The organism is Mycobacterium sp. E3247 (assembly GCF_001667785.1).
GTDB lineage: Bacteria > Actinomycetota > Actinomycetes > Mycobacteriales > Mycobacteriaceae > Mycobacterium.
In genome coordinates, this window is the sequence record NZ_LZJG01000207.1 from 1 (window position 1) to 16,987 (window position 16,987).

15 protein-coding genes, 1 tRNA gene and 2 pseudogenes are annotated in these 16,987 nt (G+C 70.2%); 9 read left to right on the forward strand and 9 right to left on the reverse strand.

The annotated features are described in order from the left end of the window. Nucleotides 1–65: 65 nt before the first annotated feature. The 8 genes and pseudogenes from A9X04_RS11185 to mfd all read right to left on the reverse strand — a co-directional run bounded on the left by A9X04_RS11185 (nt 66) and on the right by mfd (nt 9,156). Nucleotides 66–1,010, reverse strand: a complete 945-nt coding sequence (locus tag A9X04_RS11185; RefSeq protein WP_067920276.1) for a Ppx/GppA phosphatase family protein — start codon at nt 1,008–1,010, stop codon at nt 66–68. Further along, entirely contained in the window at nt 1,004–1,492 is a 489-nt protein-coding gene (locus A9X04_RS11190; protein WP_067920278.1) for a DUF501 domain-containing protein, read from the reverse strand. Before A9X04_RS11190 ends, A9X04_RS11185 begins: the two co-directional genes overlap by 7 nt. Then, nucleotides 1,485–2,192: a septum formation initiator family protein gene (locus tag A9X04_RS11195; RefSeq protein ID WP_233214818.1), complete on the reverse strand. Its 708-nt coding sequence runs from the start codon at nt 2,190–2,192 to the stop codon at nt 1,485–1,487. Before A9X04_RS11195 ends, A9X04_RS11190 begins: the two co-directional genes overlap by 8 nt. After that, the gene (gene eno, locus A9X04_RS11200; protein WP_067920283.1) at nt 2,173–3,462 is read right to left on the reverse strand and encodes a phosphopyruvate hydratase; all 1,290 of its coding nucleotides are present in this window, start codon (nt 3,460–3,462) and stop codon (nt 2,173–2,175) included. The genes A9X04_RS11195 and eno overlap by 20 nt, the downstream gene beginning before the upstream one ends. A 70-nt stretch (nt 3,463–3,532) precedes the next feature. Continuing rightward, a complete protein-coding gene (locus A9X04_RS11205) occupies nt 3,533–4,261 on the reverse strand; it encodes a lytic transglycosylase domain-containing protein (protein WP_102420125.1) in 729 nt (242 codons plus the stop codon). 103 nt (nt 4,262–4,364) lie between these two features. Next, nucleotides 4,365–5,384, reverse strand: a complete 1,020-nt coding sequence (locus tag A9X04_RS11210) for a nucleoside triphosphate pyrophosphohydrolase (RefSeq protein WP_067920287.1) — start codon at nt 5,382–5,384, stop codon at nt 4,365–4,367. A 29-nt stretch (nt 5,385–5,413) separates the two neighbouring features. After that, nucleotides 5,414–5,485: pseudogene (locus A9X04_RS32265) on the reverse strand (hypothetical protein); the annotation flags it as partial. Beyond that, nucleotides 5,482–9,156, reverse strand: a complete 3,675-nt coding sequence (gene mfd, locus A9X04_RS11215) for a transcription-repair coupling factor (protein ID WP_067920289.1) — start codon at nt 9,154–9,156, stop codon at nt 5,482–5,484. The pseudogene A9X04_RS32265 and the gene mfd, both read right to left, overlap by 4 nt. 107 nt (nt 9,157–9,263) lie before the next feature. Between mfd and A9X04_RS11220 the strand changes: the two are divergent. Then, nucleotides 9,264–9,962 (forward strand): annotated as a pseudogene (locus tag A9X04_RS11220) (diaminopimelate decarboxylase); the annotation flags it as partial. A 39-nt stretch (nt 9,963–10,001) separates the two neighbouring features. Here A9X04_RS11220 and A9X04_RS11225 read toward each other — a convergent pair. After that, complete coding sequence (locus A9X04_RS11225) at nt 10,002–10,595, reverse strand: TetR/AcrR family transcriptional regulator (RefSeq protein WP_142393504.1); 594 nt, start codon at nt 10,593–10,595, stop codon at nt 10,002–10,004. A gap of 163 nt (nt 10,596–10,758) precedes the next feature. Here A9X04_RS11225 and A9X04_RS11230 point away from each other — a divergent pair. The 8 genes from A9X04_RS11230 (at nt 10,759) to pth (ending at nt 16,987) form a co-directional block, all read left to right on the forward strand. After that, nucleotides 10,759–10,830 (forward strand) — tRNA-Gln (locus A9X04_RS11230). 201 nt (nt 10,831–11,031) lie between these two features. Continuing rightward, on the forward strand, nt 11,032–12,519 hold the full coding sequence (gene glmU, locus A9X04_RS11235) for a bifunctional UDP-N-acetylglucosamine diphosphorylase/glucosamine-1-phosphate N-acetyltransferase GlmU (protein ID WP_067920295.1): 1,488 nt from the start codon (nt 11,032–11,034) through the stop codon (nt 12,517–12,519). Nucleotides 12,520–12,610: 91 nt separating this feature from the next. Next, nucleotides 12,611–13,591 (forward strand): ribose-phosphate diphosphokinase, encoded by a 981-nt coding sequence (locus A9X04_RS11240; RefSeq protein WP_067920297.1) that lies wholly within the window; start codon nt 12,611–12,613, stop codon nt 13,589–13,591. After that, nucleotides 13,592–13,948, forward strand: coding sequence for an arsenate reductase (glutaredoxin) (arsC, locus tag A9X04_RS11245; protein WP_067920299.1), 357 nt, complete (start codon nt 13,592–13,594; stop codon nt 13,946–13,948). It abuts the gene before it with no gap. Further along, nucleotides 13,945–14,592, forward strand: a complete 648-nt coding sequence (locus A9X04_RS11250; RefSeq protein WP_067920301.1) for an LpqN/LpqT family lipoprotein — start codon at nt 13,945–13,947, stop codon at nt 14,590–14,592. Before arsC ends, A9X04_RS11250 begins: the two co-directional genes overlap by 4 nt. Nucleotides 14,593–14,711: 119 nt before the next feature. Then, nucleotides 14,712–15,593 (forward strand): oxidoreductase, encoded by an 882-nt coding sequence (locus tag A9X04_RS11255; RefSeq protein ID WP_067920303.1) that lies wholly within the window; start codon nt 14,712–14,714, stop codon nt 15,591–15,593. A 137-nt stretch (nt 15,594–15,730) separates the two neighbouring features. Next, the gene (locus A9X04_RS11260) at nt 15,731–16,399 is read left to right on the forward strand and encodes a 50S ribosomal protein L25/general stress protein Ctc (RefSeq protein ID WP_067920306.1); all 669 of its coding nucleotides are present in this window, start codon (nt 15,731–15,733) and stop codon (nt 16,397–16,399) included. Between the two features lie 12 nt (nt 16,400–16,411). Further along, a complete protein-coding gene (pth, locus tag A9X04_RS11265) occupies nt 16,412–16,987 on the forward strand; it encodes an aminoacyl-tRNA hydrolase (protein WP_067920308.1) in 576 nt (191 codons plus the stop codon).

Sequence of the window (16,987 nt, forward strand, 5' to 3'; positions counted from 1 at the left end):
AAAGTCGCTGTGAGGCGGGCACATCGCCGCTTCCCCCGGCGAGAAACGCATGTGGCCGCTGTGACTCAGCTCGCGACCGACAGCACGATGCCGTCCAGGATGTCGTGCTCGCTGACGGTCAGCTCGTCGATGCCGGCGCGGGCGCGCAACTCGCGCGCCAGTTCCTCGACCACGATCGCGCCGCCGCCGATCACGTCTGCCCGCCCCTCGTGCATGGGCCCCAAAGCGGCGCGCTCGGAGCGGGTCATGCCGATCAGCCGCTCGCACACCGCCAACAGGTCGCCGCCGGGAACGCGCGAAAGGTGAATGGCCGCAGAGTCATACGCCGTCATGTTGTGGGCCAGCGCGGACAGTGTGGTCATCGTGCCGGCCAGCCCGACCCAGGTCCGCGCGCCCTCGACGGACACCACGCCCAGCGCGACGTCCAGCCGCTCGCGCACCACCGCGCGGGCCGCGGCCACCTCCTCGGGCGTCGGCGGGTCCGAGTGCAGGCAGCGCTCGGTCAGCCGCACGCAGCCGATGTCGGCCGAGTAGCTCGCCGTCACCGACTCACCACCCACCACGATCTCGGTGGATCCTCCCCCGAGGTCCACCACTACGAAAAGCCCAGCCGCAGGGTCTAATTCGCCGACCGCACCGCGGAACGACAGGGCGGCCTCCTCGGCCCCGGTGATCACCTCCGCCACCGCGCCCGGCACCGCCGCGCCCAGCACGTCGGCCGTCATCGCGAAGAAGACGTCACGATTGACGACGTCGCGAGCGGCCGAGGTGGCCACCATCCGCACCCGCTCGACGCGGTGGCGGCGCAGCAGCTCGGCATAGTCGGTCAGCGCCTGCCGGGTTCGGGCGATCGCCTCCGGCGCGAACTGGCCGGTCGCGTCGACACCCTGGCCCAGCCGCACGATCCGGGTCTCCCGGTGCACGTCGCGCAGGCGTCCGTCCGTCACGTCGGCGATCAGCAACCGAATCGAGTTGGTGCCGCAGTCGATTCCGGCGAGCCTGCTCACCATTGCCCGGCCACCAGAATGCCGGTCATTGCGGGCTCGGGTGCCAGAATGGCCAGCGCCTCATCGCCGAGCGGGTTGCACCCCGGCCCCTTGGCCAACGAGTGCGCGATCAGCACGTGCAGGCACTTGACCCGGTCCGGCATTCCTCCCCCGGAAAACGTGGTGCCCAACGGCTCGATCGCGTCCCGCTCGGCCAGATACGACTCGTGGGCCCGCCGATACGCGGCCGCCAATTCGGGGTCGTGCCGCAGCCGCTCGGACATCTCGCGCATCAACCCCGTCGTCTCCAGCCGGCTTGCGGCCGCGGTCAGTACCGGATGTGTCAGGTAGTACAACGTCGGAAAGGGCGTGCCGTCAGGCAGTTTCGGCGTGGTCTTCACCACTGCAGGCTCACCGTTGGGGCAGCGGTAGGCGATGTCGAGCACGCCCCGCGGCTCACGCCCGAGCTGACGCGCCACGGCCGCCAGATCGGCACGCTCAACCACCGGGCGCCGTGGGGTTCGGTGCGGCCGGTGGGACGGGACCGCCCGGGCCCGGTTGCGACGGAGGGACTTCCGGCGGCGGCACATTGGCCGGCGGCAGGTGCGGCGCGTCGGCGATGGTGTGCCACAGCGCGGTGTACCAGGGATCGGTGTTGGCGGGTTTCGCCGCCTGCCCCCCGGGTTCGGACGGGGTGGCCCCCGACGGCGCAAGCTGCACCTGGAACGGGATGTCGCCCGGCTTCACGAATCCGAGCCGCTCGCGCGCCTGCGCCGCGATGTAGGCCGGATCGCCGAGCTTGGCCTTTCTCTGCTCGAGGTCGGCGATCTGCCGGCGCAGCGCGGCTTCGCTTGCCGTCAACTGATTCATCTCGGTGCGCTGCGCGAAGTAGGTGCGCACCGGGCCGGCGATGGTCAGCGTCAGCACGCAGATCACCGCGGCCAGCACCGCCGCGCGCCGGGCGGTGAAACCCAACCGTTGCTCGGACCGTTGCTCGACGGACTCGGCGACCTGCCGCTTGATCGGCTCGACCACATGCTCGAAAGCAGACCGCGCGCCGGCCTGCTTCGCGGTCGGCGAGGGCTTGGAGGCCGGCTTGGTGGTGCGGCGGCGCCGAACCGAATCCCCGGCCTTCCCCGGACGCGATGCCGGGGAACGCCGTTTCGGATCCGGCTTGGCGGGCAAGCTATTTGGCCTCCGGCGCATACCGCGGGAACGCCAGATCGCCGGCGTAACGGGCGGCGTCGCCCAGCGCCTCTTCGATCCTCAGCAGCTGGTTGTATTTGGCGACCCGCTCGCTGCGGGCGGGCGCACCGGTCTTGATCTGCCCGCTGCCGACGGCCACCGCCAGGTCGGCGATCGTGGTGTCCTCGGTCTCGCCGCTGCGGTGGCTCATCATGGTGCGGTACCCGCTGTGGTGGGCGAGCGAGACGGCGTCGAGGGTCTCGGTCAGCGTGCCGATCTGATTCACCTTGACCAGCAACGCGTTTGCGACACCCTTCTCGATGCCTTCCTCGAGGCGCTCGGGATTGGTGACGAAGATGTCGTCGCCGACGATCTGCACGCGGTCACCGATCGACGCCGTCAGCGCGGCCCAGCCGGCCCAATCGTCCTCGGACAGCGGGTCTTCGATGGACACCAGCGGATAGGAGCCGAGCAGCCCGGCGTAGAACTCCGCCATCTGCTCGGCGCTGCGGGTGCTGCCCTCGAAGGCGTATCCGGTGCCGTCGGTGTAGAACTCGGTGGCGGCGGCGTCGAGGGCCAGCGCCACGTCGACGCCCAGCTTGAAACCGGCGGACTCGATGGCCCGGCCGATCAGGTCCAGGGCCGCGGTGGTGCCGGCTACGTCGGGCGCGAAACCGCCCTCGTCGCCCAGGCCGGTGCTCAGGCCCTCCTTCTTCAGTACCGACTTGAGCGAGTGGTACACCTCGGCGCCCCAGCGCAAGGCTTCGGCGAAGCTCGGAGCGCCGATCGGTGCCACCATGAATTCCTGGATGTCGACGGCGGTGTCGGCGTGCGCGCCGCCGTTGAGGATGTTCATCATCGGCACCGGCAGGATGTGCGCGTTCGGCCCGCCGATGTAGCGGAACAGCGGCAGCTCGGCGGAGTCGGCGGCGGCCTTGGCGACGGCCAGCGACACACCGAGGATGGCGTTGCCGCCCAGCCGGGACTTGTCGGGGGTGCCGTCGAGGTCGACCAGCGCCTGGTCCACCAACCGCTGGTCGTCGGCGGCCAGGCCGATGACCGCCGGACCGATCTCGTCGAGGACGGCCTCCACGGCCTTGTGCACGCCCTTGCCGCCGTAACGCTCACCGCCGTCACGCAACTCGACGGCCTCGTGCTCACCGGTCGACGCGCCGGACGGCACCGCCGCGCGGGCAAACGTCCCGTCCGCCAGGGCGATCTCGACCTCGACCGTCGGGTTGCCGCGGGAGTCGAGGATCTCGCGGGCCCCGACCTGCTCGATAATCGGCACTGAGTTTCTCCTTGTGTTCCGTAGCTGGTGCCGGCCTCGCCGCCGTTAGCGTAAAGCCTGGTACATCCTGCTACAGCGGGTGACCCGCCGCATAAGCGGTCGCCCAGTCGCGCACCGCCCGCGCGTAGACGCCGGAGTTGTTGTAGGCCCGCAGCGCGGTGATCCAGCCGCGCGGTGTGGCCAGATCCTTTCCCCGCCAACACAGGTAACCGGCCGCCGCGAGGGCGGCATCGTCGATGTTGTCCGGGCTGACGCGGCCGTCGTTGTGGGCGTCCACGCCGTACAACCGCCAGGTCTCGGGGATGAACTGCATCGGGCCCATGGCGCGCACCACCCCGTCGTCGTCCGTGGCCGGTTCCTCGCTGTCGACGATGCGCAGGGTGCCGCCGCTTCCGTCCAGGCGGACACCGCGAATCGGGGGGCTGACATCCCCGTTGGGCGCCAGCCGCGCGCCGCGATAAGTGCCATGGTGGCTCTCGACCTGCCCGATGCCCGCCAGCGTGGTCCACGCGATGTGGCACCTCGGGTTCTCGACCTCGGCGACCCGGGCGGCGTACGCGTAGGCCTCCAATGCGATCACGGGAATCTCCAACGTGGCCGACCGTTGCTCGGCCCAGGCCCGAAGCTGGTCCGCGGGCCGGCCGCTGGCGTGCGTGTCCACCGGCGGCACCGGAGCCCCGGCCGGCGGCGGGACGCCCTCCGGGATGAACAGGCTGAGCTGCCACGTGCAGCTGGAGGCCAGCAGCATCGCAGTCGCGCCGATCACGGCGGCCGCGCGCAACCAAGGCCTCGGCGACACCATGCTGGTTAAAGCTCCCTCGGACTCCCCTGCACCAAATTCCGCCCCACCATCGTCCCATGGGTTCCGGTGTGCCCGGCCGCGTTCGGGCTGCAGCGCACGATCAGGCGTCGTCGGCCGCGGCGTCCACCGCGGATTCGTCGACCGCCTCGTCGGGCGTGGCCGGCTCGTCGGCGGCGGCCCCGGCCGAGGGCCAGTGCTCACGCCACTCGTCTTCCGTGATCTCCCCGAGCGGGGCCACGTCGAACTCCTCGGGGACGCCTACGCCGCGGCGCGTGGCGGCGATCGCCCGCTCGACCTCGCGGACCGTGTCGACGAACTCCAGCACGGCGGTGCGCAGCGCGCCTTCCGCGTCGCCGTCGGCCGACACGGAAACGGAGGTGATCTCGGCGGGGACGAGGTCGGCGGGCAGGCCGGCCTTCTGGGCCCGCTCGATCACCTTCTGCGCCAGGGCCAGCGCCGGCTGCCCGGTGTGCACGTCGTCCATCACGGATTTCCGCGGCTTTTCGGCCGCCTTGCGCTCTTCCCACTGGGCCAGCTGCTCTTCCAGCGAAATGGTCTGCCCCGCAAGCACACCCGGAACCCGGTTGCCCAACTTCCGCATCAGCGTGACCGCGACGTCGTCGATGGTGAAGGGCAGCTGCGGGGCATCCTCGGCGATGCGCGCGTGAAAGAGCACCTGCAGCAACACGTCGCCGAGTTCTTCCCGCAGCGCCTCGGCGCTGCCGCTGCGCACCGCGTCCAGCAGTTCGTAGGTCTCCTCCAGCAGGAATCGGCGCAGGGAGTCGTGGGTTTGCTCGCTCTCCCACGGTCCGGCGGTGCGCAGCTTGTCCATCATCGCGACCACGTCGACCAGACGTTCGCCGCGCGGCGTCTCCGGTGCGGAGATCAATCGCGCGCCCGCGGACAGCCGGGCGGTGACGGCGGGATGGTCGGGGTCCGACGACAGCAGCACCGGCGCCGGATCTTCGGGGTCCCCGGCATGCACCGGGCGCGCCGCGGGCAGCGACCACGGCACCGCGACGGGCATCTCCTCGGTGTACTGCACCTCTCCGCCGAGGTGCTCAATGGCCTCGACGGGCACCAGCGACGGGCGCCGCGGGTCGCACAAGACGACGATCATGGGCGCCTCTCCTCTCCCCCGCAAGCGGGAGGTACCCCCACATCGCTTCGTCCCCCGCAAGCGGGTGGTGCCCCCACCGCATCGTCGCCGGCGCGGATCATCGCGCTTGCCGTTCCTCACTGGACATCGGTGCAGGTGAACCCGTTATACCAATATCGGTCTGGGGCTTACCTTCCAGCGCCGTCACCAGGTTGGCCACCATCTGCAGCAATTCGACGTCGCGGATGCGCGCGGCGCCGACCCCGCCCGCCCGCGGGATGGGCACCTGCACGGTGGACGTCGTGGCGCGGTAGCTCGCGGCCGGATACATCCGCTTGAGCCGCACCTGGGCCGAGTCGGGCAGCGTCATCGGCGACAACCGCACGGTCGCCGCCGACGGGGCCGACACCTCGGTGATGCCGGCGGCGCGGCACAGCAGCCGCAACCGCGCCACCGCGACCAGGCGCAGCGCCGGTTCGGGCAGCGCACCGTAGCGGTCGACGAGTTCCTCGATGACGGCGCCGATGGCCGCGTCATCCGAAGCGGCGGCCAGGCGACGGTAGGCCTCCAGCCGGAGCCGGTCACTGGCGATGTAGTCCGGCGGCAGGTGCGCGTCCACCGGCAGGTCGATGCGCACGTCCTTGGGCTCCTCGGCGGTGGTCACCGTCTGCCCGGTCGAGGCCGACTCCAAGGCGGCCCGATAGGCCTCCACGGCCTCGCCCACCAGCCGCACGTAGAGGTCGAAGCCGACCCCGGCGACGTGCCCGGACTGCTCGACGCCCAGCACGTTGCCCGCCCCCCGGATCTCGAGGTCCTTCAGCGCCACGGCCATGCCCGCGCCCAGTTCGTTGTTCTGCGCGATGGTCGCCAACCGGTCGTAGGCCGTCTCGGTCAGCGGCGCGTGCGGCGGATACAGAAAGTAGGCGTAGCCGCGCTCGCGGCTGCGCCCCACCCGGCCGCGCAGCTGGTGCAGCTGCGAGAGCCCGAAGGTGTCGGCGCGCTCGACGATCAGCGTGTTGGCATTCGAGATGTCCAGCCCGGTCTCCACGATCGTGGTGCACACCAAGATGTCGTACTCGCGGTTCCAGAAGCCCTGCACGGTGCGTTCCAGCCGCTCCTCGGGCATCTGCCCGTGCGCGACGACCACCCGCGCCTCCGGGACCAGCTCGCGGACCCGGGCGGCCGCGCGGTCGATCGAGCTGACCCGGTTGTGCACGTAGAACGCCTGCCCGTCGCGCAGCAACTCGCGCCGCAGCGCCGCCGCGACCTGCTTGTCGTCCTGGGGGCCGACGTAGGTCAGCACGGGGTAGCGCTCCTCGGGCGGCGTCAGGATCGTCGACATCTCGCGGATGCCCGCCAGGCTCATCTCCAGGGTCCGCGGGATCGGCGTGGCGCTCATGGTCAGCACGTCGACGTGGGTGCGCAACGACTTGATGTGCTCCTTGTGCTCGACGCCGAAGCGCTGCTCCTCGTCGACGACCACCAGGCCCAGATCCTTCCAGCGCACCCCCGTTTGCAGCAGCCGGTGGGTGCCGATCACGACGTCCACCGACCCGTCGGCCATGCCCTCGATCACAGCGCGGGACTCGGCGTTGTCGGTGAACCGCGACAGCCCCTTGACGGTCACCGGGAAGCCGGCCATCCGGTCGGTGAACGTCTGCAGGTGCTGATCGGCCAGCAGCGTGGTGGGCACCAGCACCGCGACCTGCTTGCCGTCCTGGACCGCCTTGAACGCCGCGCGCACCGCGATCTCGGTCTTGCCGTAGCCGACGTCGCCGCAGATCACCCGGTCCATCGGGATGGGCTTTTCCATGTCGGCCTTGACCTCGGTGATGGCGGTGAGCTGGTCGACGGTCTCGGTGAAGCCGAACGCGTCCTCCATCTCGGCCTGCCAGGGGGTATCCGGCGCGAACGCGTGCCCCGGGCTGGCCTGCCGCTTGGCGTACAACGCGACGAGCTCGCCGGCGATCTCGCGCACCGCGCGGCGGGCCTTGGTCTTGGTGTTGGCCCAGTCGCTGCCGCCCAGCTTGGAAAGCGCCGGCGCCTGCCCGCCGACGTAGCGCGACAGCTGGTCCAGCGAGTCCATCGGGACGTAGAGCTTGTCCGACCCACCGCCGCGCTTGCTGGACGCGTACTCCAGCACCAGGTACTCGCGCCGGGCCCCGCCGACGGTGCGTTCGGTCATTTCGACGAAGCGGCCGATGCCGTGCTGGTCGTGCACCACCAGGTCACCGGCCGTCAGCGCCAGCGGGTCGACGGTGTTGCGGCGCTTGGCCGCCAGCCGCTTGCCCTCGACGGCGGTGGGGCGGCTGCCGGTCAGGTCGGTCTCGGTGATGACGACCAGGTTGGCGCCGGGGATGATGACACCCTCGTGCAGCGGGCCCTTGAGGACGCTGACGATCCCCGGTTTGAGCGTGGTGTCCGCCGCGTCCGGTTCCAGCATGGCGGCGGGAGTGTCGGAGTCGGCGAGCCGCTCGACCACCCGATGCGCGGTCCCGACGCCGGGCGCGACCACCGCGGCGTAGCCGCCGGTCGAGACGTGGGCGCGCAGCATGGCGAAGATGCCGTCAATGTCGTGCTGATGCCCGCGGGCCGACGGCGCCGACCGGATGTCCAGCTCCACCGCGGACTCGTCGGACAACTGGCTCAGCGTCCACCACGGGTGACCGGACTTCGCCGCCGCGGCGCGCACGTCGTCGAGCTCGGCGAAGCCCGATCCGCCGAACTGCGTCACGTCCACGGGTGCGTCCGTGCCCAGCGCCGCGACCGACCAGGACGCCTCGAGGAATTCGCTGCCCGTCTTGATCAGGTCCGCCGCCCGGGTGCGGACCTTTTCGGGGTCGCACAGCAGCACCGGCGTGCGCGGGGCCAGCTGGTCGGTCAGCAGCACGTGCTCGCCGGGCCGCAGCACCGGCAGCAGCGCCTCCATTCCGTCGACCGCGATGCCCTCGGCCAACTTGGCCAGCATGTCGATGACGCTGCCGGTGATGGCGGGCTCGGCGCCCGAATGCCGGGCGGCCAGCGCGCCGGCCCGTTCCCGGACGTCGTCGGTCAGCAGCAGTTCGCGGCAGGCCACCGCGATGACCGTGTCGACCTCGATCTCGGAAATGGAGCGCTGGTCGGCGACGGCGAACATCCGCATCTCGCTGACCTCGTCGCCCCAGAACTCGACGCGGACCGGGTGTTCGGCGGTCGGTGGGAAGACGTCGAGAATTCCGCCACGGACGGCGAACTCGCCCCGCCGGCCCACCATGTCGACCCGGGTGTAGGCCAGCTCGACCAGCCGGGCGACCACATCCTCGAAGGCGATCTCCTGCCCCACGCTCAGGGTTACCGGCTCGACCAGCCCCAGCTGTGGCGTCATCGGCTGCAGCAGCGAGCGCACCGCCGTCACCACCATTTGCAGTGGCGGTCCCAGCCGTGCGTCGTCCGGATGGGCCAGCCGGCGCAGCACGGTCAATCGGGCGCCGACGGTGTCGACGCCCGGTGAGAGCCGCTCGTGCGGCAGCGTCTCCCAGGACGGGAAGGCCGCCACGGCGTCGCCGAAGACGCCGCGCAGCTCGGCGGTCAGGTCATCGGCTTCGCGCCCGGTCGCGGTGACTACCAGCAAAGGACCCGACCGCGCCAGCGCACTGGCGACGAACAACCGTGCGCTGGCTGGACCCACCAGGTGAAGCTCGGCCGGTCGTTCGGCCGCGCTGTCGATCAGCTGCTGGAAGGCCGGCGCGGTGAGCGCCAATTCAACGAGCCCCGCGATCGGGGGTTCTGGGCGAGCAGGCCCCGGTGCGGTCATGATGAATCCATTCTAGGGGCGCCAAGATTCGTCAATTTCGAGCCCGGCGCCGTCAAGGGGTCGTAAGGAAAACCCCGACCGCCTCGGCGCGGGCGCACCGTGGACTCATGACATTGCTGGACATCCTGCCGTCCATCGGTGACGCGGCGCCCCCGCTGTGCGCCGGCGCCGGACGCCACGCCCCGGACGGCCTGGCCGACGAGGCCGATTTCCGGGAGCGCGCCCGCCGTTGGCGCAAAGCGCTGCGGGGTGCGCGCGTCGTCTACTTCGGCCGGTCGCCGCTGACCGCCGAGGTCGCGCGCTTCGTACGCGAACAGGGCCTCGGCATCGGCGTCCGCTCGGACGGCGAGCTGGCGGTCGCCCTCGCCGCGGGGACGGACCCGGCACGCATCGTCGCGCACCCAGGATCGCCCGAGTTGTTGCGCGACGCGGTGGGCGTCGGCGTCGGGCGCATCGTGCTGGACTCGCCCATCGAGGCTCCCCACGTCGCCGGCCCGGCGCGGCGCGGGCCGGCGCGCACCACCTTCGACCTGGTGGGCCTGCACTGCCGGCCGGATCCTTCGGCGACCCGGGCCGGCGCCGCGGCCCGCTACGACGAGGCGATCCGCCGGACGATTGCCGCCATGGCGGACGTCCGCGCCCGGCACGACATCATCCTCACCGAACTTCACTTGGGTGGTGACCAGGCCGATCCCTACGTCGTGGGCGGATCGGAACCCGGTGCCGACGAGCTGGCCGCCATCATCGAGGACGCGCTCGACGAGGCCTGCGCCGCAGAGCATTTCCCCCGGCCCGTCGTCGCGGTGGGTGTGACGCTGACCGCATGAACCCGCCGGGCCGAGCCCCTACTGGTCCTGCAGCCTGGGGTCGGCCTCCAGATGGGTCAGCCCGTTCCACATCAGGTTGACCAGGTGCGCGGCGACCACTTCTTTCTTGGGCTCGCGGGTGTCGAGCCACCACTGCGCCGTCATCGACACCGAGCCCACCAGCGCCTGCGCGTACAGCGGCGCCAGCTCCGGGTCCAGGCCGCGACGCGCGAAGTCGCCGGCCAGGATGGAACTGACCTGGCTGACGGCGTCGTTGAGCAGGCTGGAGTAGGTGCCGGAGCTGATCGCGGCCGGCGAGTCGCGGATCATGATCCGGAAGCCGTCGGTGCGCTCCTCGACGTAGGTGAGCAACGCCAGCGCGACCCGTTCGACGCGCACCCGGGACCGGTTGTTGGTCAGCGACGAGGTGATGCCGTCGAGCAACGCCGACATCTCCCGGTCGACGACCACGGCGTACAACCCCTCCTTGCCGCCGAAATGTTCATAGACGACCGGCTTGGACACGTTGGCGCGCAGCGCGATCTCCTCGATCGAGGTGCCCTCGTAGCCGCGTTCGGCGAACAGCGAGCGTGCGATGCCGATGAGTTGCTGTCGGCGCTCGCTGCCGGTCATCCGCGCGCGCGGCGCGCGCACCTCCTTGTCCGGCTCCTTATCGAGAACAGCCACGTCAATCAGCGTATAGCGTCGACAGGCCCGAAAAGCCGGTGTATCACTCGGCGCCGCGGTCGGCCCGCACACCGTCTAAAGTCTTGGGTTGGCGCGGTCTGCCGCCCGGTCCGTCGTGGTGTAATCGGCAGCACCTCTGATTTTGGTTCAGATAGTTCAGGTTCGAGTCCTGGCGACGGAGCACGGCTCGCGAGTGTGGGGCCTATGGACGAATTCGCGGCAGTTTCCATACCTAGGGCCCACAGTCGGCGAGTCGACCTAGGCGAGTCGACATAGGCGCCAGCCCTGGGCGCGGTCTTTGCGTCAACATCAGATGAAGTGCCACGCTTGACGGCGTGTCGTCCTACGGAGACGGCGTACCCGCCGGGGTTGAGGAGAGTTGATGGCGTCTCGTGGTGATACCGCGGTCCTGGTGCTCGCGGCCGGGCCCGGCACCCGGATGCGTTCGGACACCCCCAAGGTGCTGCACGAGATCGGCGGGCGCAGCATGCTGTCGCACCTGCTGCACGCCATCACCAAGGTCGCGCCGCAGCACCTGGTCGTTGTCCTGGGCCACGATCATCAGCGCATCGCGCCGCTGGTGGCCGAATCGGCCGACGCCCTCGGCCGTGGCATCGAGGTCGCCCTGCAGGACCGGCCGCTGGGCACCGGCCACGCGGTCCGCTGCGGGCTGTCCGCGCTGCCCGACGACTACGCCGGCGTGGTCGTCGTCACCTCCGGCGACACGCCGCTGCTGGACCCCGACACCCTGGCGGGCCTGATCGAGACGCACAACGCCGGGGCTGCCGCCGCGACCGTGCTCACCACGACCCTGGACGACCCCACCGGCTATGGCCGCATCCTGCGCACCCAGGACGACGAGGTCACCGCGATCGTGGAGCACGCCGACGCAACGCCGTCCCAGCGGGAAATCCGCGAGGTGAACGCCGGGGTCTACGCCTTCGACGTCGCGGCGTTGCGCTCCGCGCTGAGCCGGCTGAGCTCCGACAACGCCCAGCAGGAGCTCTACCTGACCGACGTCATCTCGATCCTGCGCGGGGACGGGCGGGCCATCCAGGCCCAGCACGTCGACGACAGCGCCCTGGTCGCCGGCGTCAACAACCGCGTGCAGCTGGCGCAACTGGGCGCCGAGCTCAACCGCCGCCTCGTCGCCGCCCATCAGATGGCCGGGGTGACCATCGTGGACCCGGCGACCACCTGGATCGACGTCGACGTCACGATCGGGCGCGACACCGTCATCCACCCCGGCACGCAGCTGCTGGGGCGCAGCCAGGTCGGGAGCCACTGCGTCGTCGGCCCCGACACCACACTCACCGACGTCACCGTCGGCGACGGTGCGTCGGTGGTGCGCACGCACGGCACGTCGTCGTCCATCGGTGCGGGGGCCACGGTCGGCCCGTTCACCTATCTGCGGCCCGGCACCGTGCTGGGCGACGAAGGCAAGCTCGGGGCGTTCGTCGAGACCAAGAACTCCACGATCGGCACGGGCACCAAGGTTCCGCACCTGACCTACGTCGGGGACGCCGACATCGGCGAACACAGCAACATCGGGGCGTCGAGCGTCTTCGTCAACTACGACGGCACGTCCAAGGCCCGCACCACCGTCGGCTCGCACGTGCGCACCGGGTCGGACACCATGTTCGTCGCCCCGGTGACGGTCGGCGACGGGGCGTACACCGGCGCGGGAACCGTGGTCCGCGACGACGTCCCGCCGGGCGCGCTGGCCGTGTCCGCGGGCCCGCAGCGCAACATCGAGGGCTGGGTACAGCGCAAACGACCGGGCAGCGCGGCCGCCGAGGCGGCCGAGAAGGCGGCCCGAAAACCGTCCGGGGCCGTCGAAGGGAAATCCGAGCCCGAACAGACACCGTGATGTCGGTTTCTGGTAACCCGGCCACTTTTCCGTACGATTCGCTACGTACGATTGGCCATCCACTTTTGATCCGAACGGCGAGGGCAGTGCGTTGAGCCACGACTGGACCGACAACCGCAAAAACCTGATGCTCTTCTCCGGCCGTGCGCACCCGGAGTTGGCCGAGCAGGTGGCAAAGGAGCTCGACGTCCACGTCACCGCTCAGACGGCGCGCGAGTTCGCCAACGGCGAGATCTTCGTGCGGTTCCATGAGTCGGTGCGCGGGTGCGACGCGTTCGTCCTGCAATCACATCCGAATCCGGTGAACAACTGGCTGATGGAACAGCTGATCATGATCGACGCGCTCAAGCGGGGCAGCGCCAAGCGGATCACCGCGGTCATGCCGTTCTACCCGTACGCCCGGCAGGACAAGAAGCATCGCGGCCGCGAACCGATCTCGGCGCGGCTGGTCGCCGACCTGCTCAAGACGGCGGGCGCCGACCGGATCGTGACCGTCGACCTGCACACCGACCAGATCCAGGGATTCTTCGACGGGCCGGTCGACCATATGCGCGCCCAGAACCTGCTGACCGGGTACATCCGCGACAACTACCCCGACGGCAACATGGTGGTCGTCTCCCCCGACTCGGGCCGGGTACGCATCGCCGAGAAGTGGGCCGACGCATTGGGTGGCGTTCCACTGGCCTTCATTCACAAGACCCGCGATCCGCGGGTGCCCAACCAGGTGGTGTCCAACCGGGTCGTCGGCGAAGTGCAGGGCCGGACCTGCGTGCTCATCGACGACATGATCGACACCGGCGGCACCATCGCGGGCGCGGTCAAGTTGCTGCGCGACGAGGGCGCCGGTGACGTGATCATCGCGGCCACCCACGGCGTGCTGTCCGACCCGGCCGCCGAGCGGCTCGCCGCGTCCGGCGCGCGGGAGGTGATCGTCACCAACACGCTGCCGATCGGCGAGGAGAAGCGTTTCCCCCAACTCACCGTCCTGTCCATTGCGCCGCTGTTGGCCAGCACCATTCGCGCCGTCTTCGAAAACGGCTCCGTGACGGGGCTTTTCGACGGGGACGCCTAGATGGCTGTACAGCCTGCCGAGGCCGTCATCTACCACAATCCCCGGTGCAGCACCTCCCGTAAGACGCTGGATCTGTTGCGCGACAACGGCGTTGAGCCGACGATCGTCGAGTACCTGAAGACCCCGCCGTCGCGCACCGAACTGGCTCGCATGATCAGCGATTCGGGGATCGACGTGCGGACCGCGGTACGCAAGAAGGAATCGCTGTACGCAGAGCTCGATCTGGCGGATGCGACCGACGATGAGTTGCTCGACGCCATGGCCGAGCATCCGATCCTGATCGAGCGGCCGTTCGTCGTGACGGCGAAGGGCACCCGGCTGGGCCGGCCGGTCGAGAAGGTCCGCGAGATTCTGTGAGGCGCGCGTGCGCGGCCGCGGCCATCGCGCTGACGCTGCCCGCGGCGGCGTGCGGCCCGAAAACGCCCGACTATCAATCGATCTGGTCGACGACTCCGACGACCACGACCACGACCACGCGGGTGGCGAAACCCGTCCCGCTGTCGCAGTATCTGCAGAACATCGGCGTGACCGGCCAGCAGGTGGCGCCGGGCAACCTGCCCGACCTGACGGTGTCGATCCCGACTCCCTCGGGCTGGACGGCGGCGAACAACCCGCACATCGCGCCCGAGACGGTGATGATCTCCAAGGGCGGCAAGTATCCGACCGCCCGGCTCGTAGTCTTCCTGCTGCGCGGCGACTTCGATCCGGCCCAGGTGATCCAGCACGGCAACGACGACGCCCAGCTGTTCGAGAACTTCAAGCAGCTGGACGCCTCGTCGACGCCCTACAACGGCTTCCCCTCGTCGATGATCCAGGGCAGCTACGACCTGGACGGCACGCGGCTGCACAGCTTCAACCGGATCGTCATCGCGACCGGGTCTTCGCCCGCCCACCAGCGGTATTTGGTTCAGCTCACCATCACCGACCTCGCCAACGAGGCGGTCGCGCAGTCCACCGATATCGAGGCGATCATGCGGGGGTTCGTCGTCGCCGCGAAGTGATTTCAGACCGCCGGGCTTCGCCGAGATTGCCACCACGGTCATGATCGCCGCCCGAACCGCGGCCCTGGCGGCAATCTCGGTGCGATCCCGCTGAGCCGGCCGGATTAGGCTCGTCAGCCATGACCAACTGGACCGCCGCAGACCTGCCCTCGTTCGCCGGGCGCACCGTCATCGTCACCGGCGCCAACAGCGGCCTGGGCGCGGTCACCGCCCGCGAACTGGCGCGGTGCGGCGCGACGCTCATCATGGCCGTTCGCGACGTCCGCAAGGGCGAGAAGGCCGCGCTGCAGATCCGGGGCTCCCACACCGGCCCCGTCGAGGTGCGCTCACTCGACCTGCAGAACCTGGTTTCGGTGCGCGAATTCGCCGACGGGGTCGACAAGGTCGATGTGCTGATCAACAACGCGGGCATCATGGCCGCCCCGTACCGGCAGACCGTCGACGGCTTCGAGAGCCAGATCGGAACCAACCACCTCGGGCATTTCGCGCTCACCAACCTGTTGCTGCCCAAGCTCACCGATCGCGTGGTGACCGTGTCGTCGATGGCGCACTGGGCGGGCCGGATCAGCCTCGACGACCTGAACTGGAAGACGCGGCGCTACTCGCCGTGGCTGGCCTACAGCCAGTCCAAGCTCGCCAACCTGCTGTTCACCAGCGAGCTGCAGCGCCGGCTGGACGGGGCCGGTTCCGCGCTGCGCGCGCTGGCCGCCCACCCCGGTTACTCGCACACCAACCTGCAGGGGGCCTCGGGCCGCAGGCTGGGTGACGCGATGATGTCGGCGGTCACCCGGATCGTCGCCACCGACGCCGACTTCGGGGCCCGCCAGACGTTGTATGCCGCGTCGCAGGACCTTCCGGGCGACACGTTCGTCGGGCCGCGGTTCGGGCAGACCGGCCGCACCCAGCCGGTCAGGCGCAGCCGGCGGGCACAGGACCGGGCGATGGCGACGGCGCTGTGGGGACTGTCGGAGCAGCTCACCGGCACCGAATTTCCGCTCTGAGGTGCGCATGCGCTAACCTGACCGGGCGTCACGGCGAGGGTGGCTGGCCAGCCAGCACCGTTATCGACGGAGACCGACGAACTGTCGCGACCCTGGCCGTGCCCACACTCAGGCACCGAGCACACAGGAGCGACACGATGGCCAAGTCCGCGGGCAACCAACTCACCGCCACGGTACGAACCGAGACCGGCAAGGGCGCGTCCCGCCGGGCCCGCCGCGAAGGCAAGATTCCCGCCGTCCTCTACGGCCACGGCGCCGAGCCGCAGCACCTGGAGTTGCCGGGTCACGACTTCGCGGCGGTGTTGCGCCACGCGGGCACCAACGCTGTGCTGAGCCTGGACATCGACGGCAAGGAACAGCTGGCGCTGACCAAGGCGCTCGACATCCACCCGATCCGCCGCACCATTCAGCACGCCGACCTGCTGGTCGTGCGCCGTGGCGAGAAGGTGGTCGTGGAGGTCAACGTCGTCATCGAGGGCGACGCCGCACCCGGCACCCTGGTCACCCAGGACACCAACACCATTGAGATCGAGGCCGAGGCCCTGTCGATCCCCGAGCAGCTGACGGTGTCGGTGCAGGACGCCGAGCCCGGCACCCAGTTCGCCGCCGGGCAGATCGAGCTGCCGCGGGGCGTCAACCTGATCTCCGACCCGGAGATGCTGGTGGTCAACGTGGTGGTCGCGCCGACCGCCGAGGACCTCGAGGAAGAGGGCGCCGGCGAGGCCGCCGTGCGCGCACCCGCCCCGGCGGAAGAGGAAGCCGGCGAGGCCGCAGATTCCGGGGCCCCCGCGGGCGAGTCCGAGTAGGCGGACCGCAACGTGGCCGAGCCGTTGCTGGTGGTCGGCCTGGGCAACCCCGGAGACAACTACGCCCGCACCCGGCACAACCTCGGGTTCATGGTCGCCGACCTGCTCGCCGACCGGTTGGGCTCGAAGTTCAAGGTGCACAAGCGGTCCGGGGCCGACGTGGTCAGCGGTCGACTGGCGGGGCACTCGGTGCTGGTCGCCAAGCCGCGCTGCTACATGAACGAGTCCGGCCGCCAGGTCGGGCCGTTGGCGAAGTTCTATTCGGTGCCGCCGGCCGACATCGTCGTCGTCCACGACGACCTCGACCTCGATTTCGGCCGGATCCGGCTCAAGATCGGCGGCGGCGAGGGCGGCCACAACGGCCTGCGCTCGGTGGCGTCCGCGCTGGGCACCAAGGAGTTTCAGCGCGTCCGCATCGGGATCGGCCGGCCGCCGGGACGCAAAGACCCGGCGGCGTTCGTGTTGGAGAACTTCTCGGCCGCCGAGCGCGCCGAGGTCCCCACCATCTGCGAGCAGGCGGCCGATGCCACCGAGTTGCTGATCGAGCTTGGGCTGGAGCCGGCGCAGAACCGCGTCCACGCCTGGTAG

Excerpts from the sequence above, each read along its gene's own strand:
- A9X04_RS11260 (WP_067920306.1), top strand. The coding sequence starts at position 15,731 with ATGGCCAAGTCCGCGGGCAACCAACTCACCGCCACGGTACGAACCGAG.
- glmU (WP_067920295.1), top strand. The coding sequence starts at position 11,032 with ATGGCGTCTCGTGGTGATACCGCGGTCCTGGTGCTCGCGGCCGGGCCC.
- A9X04_RS11210 (WP_067920287.1), bottom strand. The coding sequence starts at position 5,384 with ATGATCGTCGTCTTGTGCGACCCGCGGCGCCCGTCGCTGGTGCCCGTC.
- A9X04_RS11195 (WP_233214818.1), bottom strand. The coding sequence starts at position 2,192 with ATGCGCCGGAGGCCAAATAGCTTGCCCGCCAAGCCGGATCCGAAACGG.
- mfd (WP_067920289.1), bottom strand. The coding sequence starts at position 9,156 with ATGACCGCACCGGGGCCTGCTCGCCCAGAACCCCCGATCGCGGGGCTC.
- A9X04_RS11255 (WP_067920303.1), top strand. The coding sequence starts at position 14,712 with ATGACCAACTGGACCGCCGCAGACCTGCCCTCGTTCGCCGGGCGCACC.
- arsC (WP_067920299.1), top strand. The coding sequence starts at position 13,592 with ATGGCTGTACAGCCTGCCGAGGCCGTCATCTACCACAATCCCCGGTGC.
- A9X04_RS11185 (WP_067920276.1), bottom strand. The coding sequence starts at position 1,010 with ATGGTGAGCAGGCTCGCCGGAATCGACTGCGGCACCAACTCGATTCGG.
- A9X04_RS11225 (WP_142393504.1), bottom strand. The coding sequence starts at position 10,595 with ATGACCGGCAGCGAGCGCCGACAGCAACTCATCGGCATCGCACGCTCG.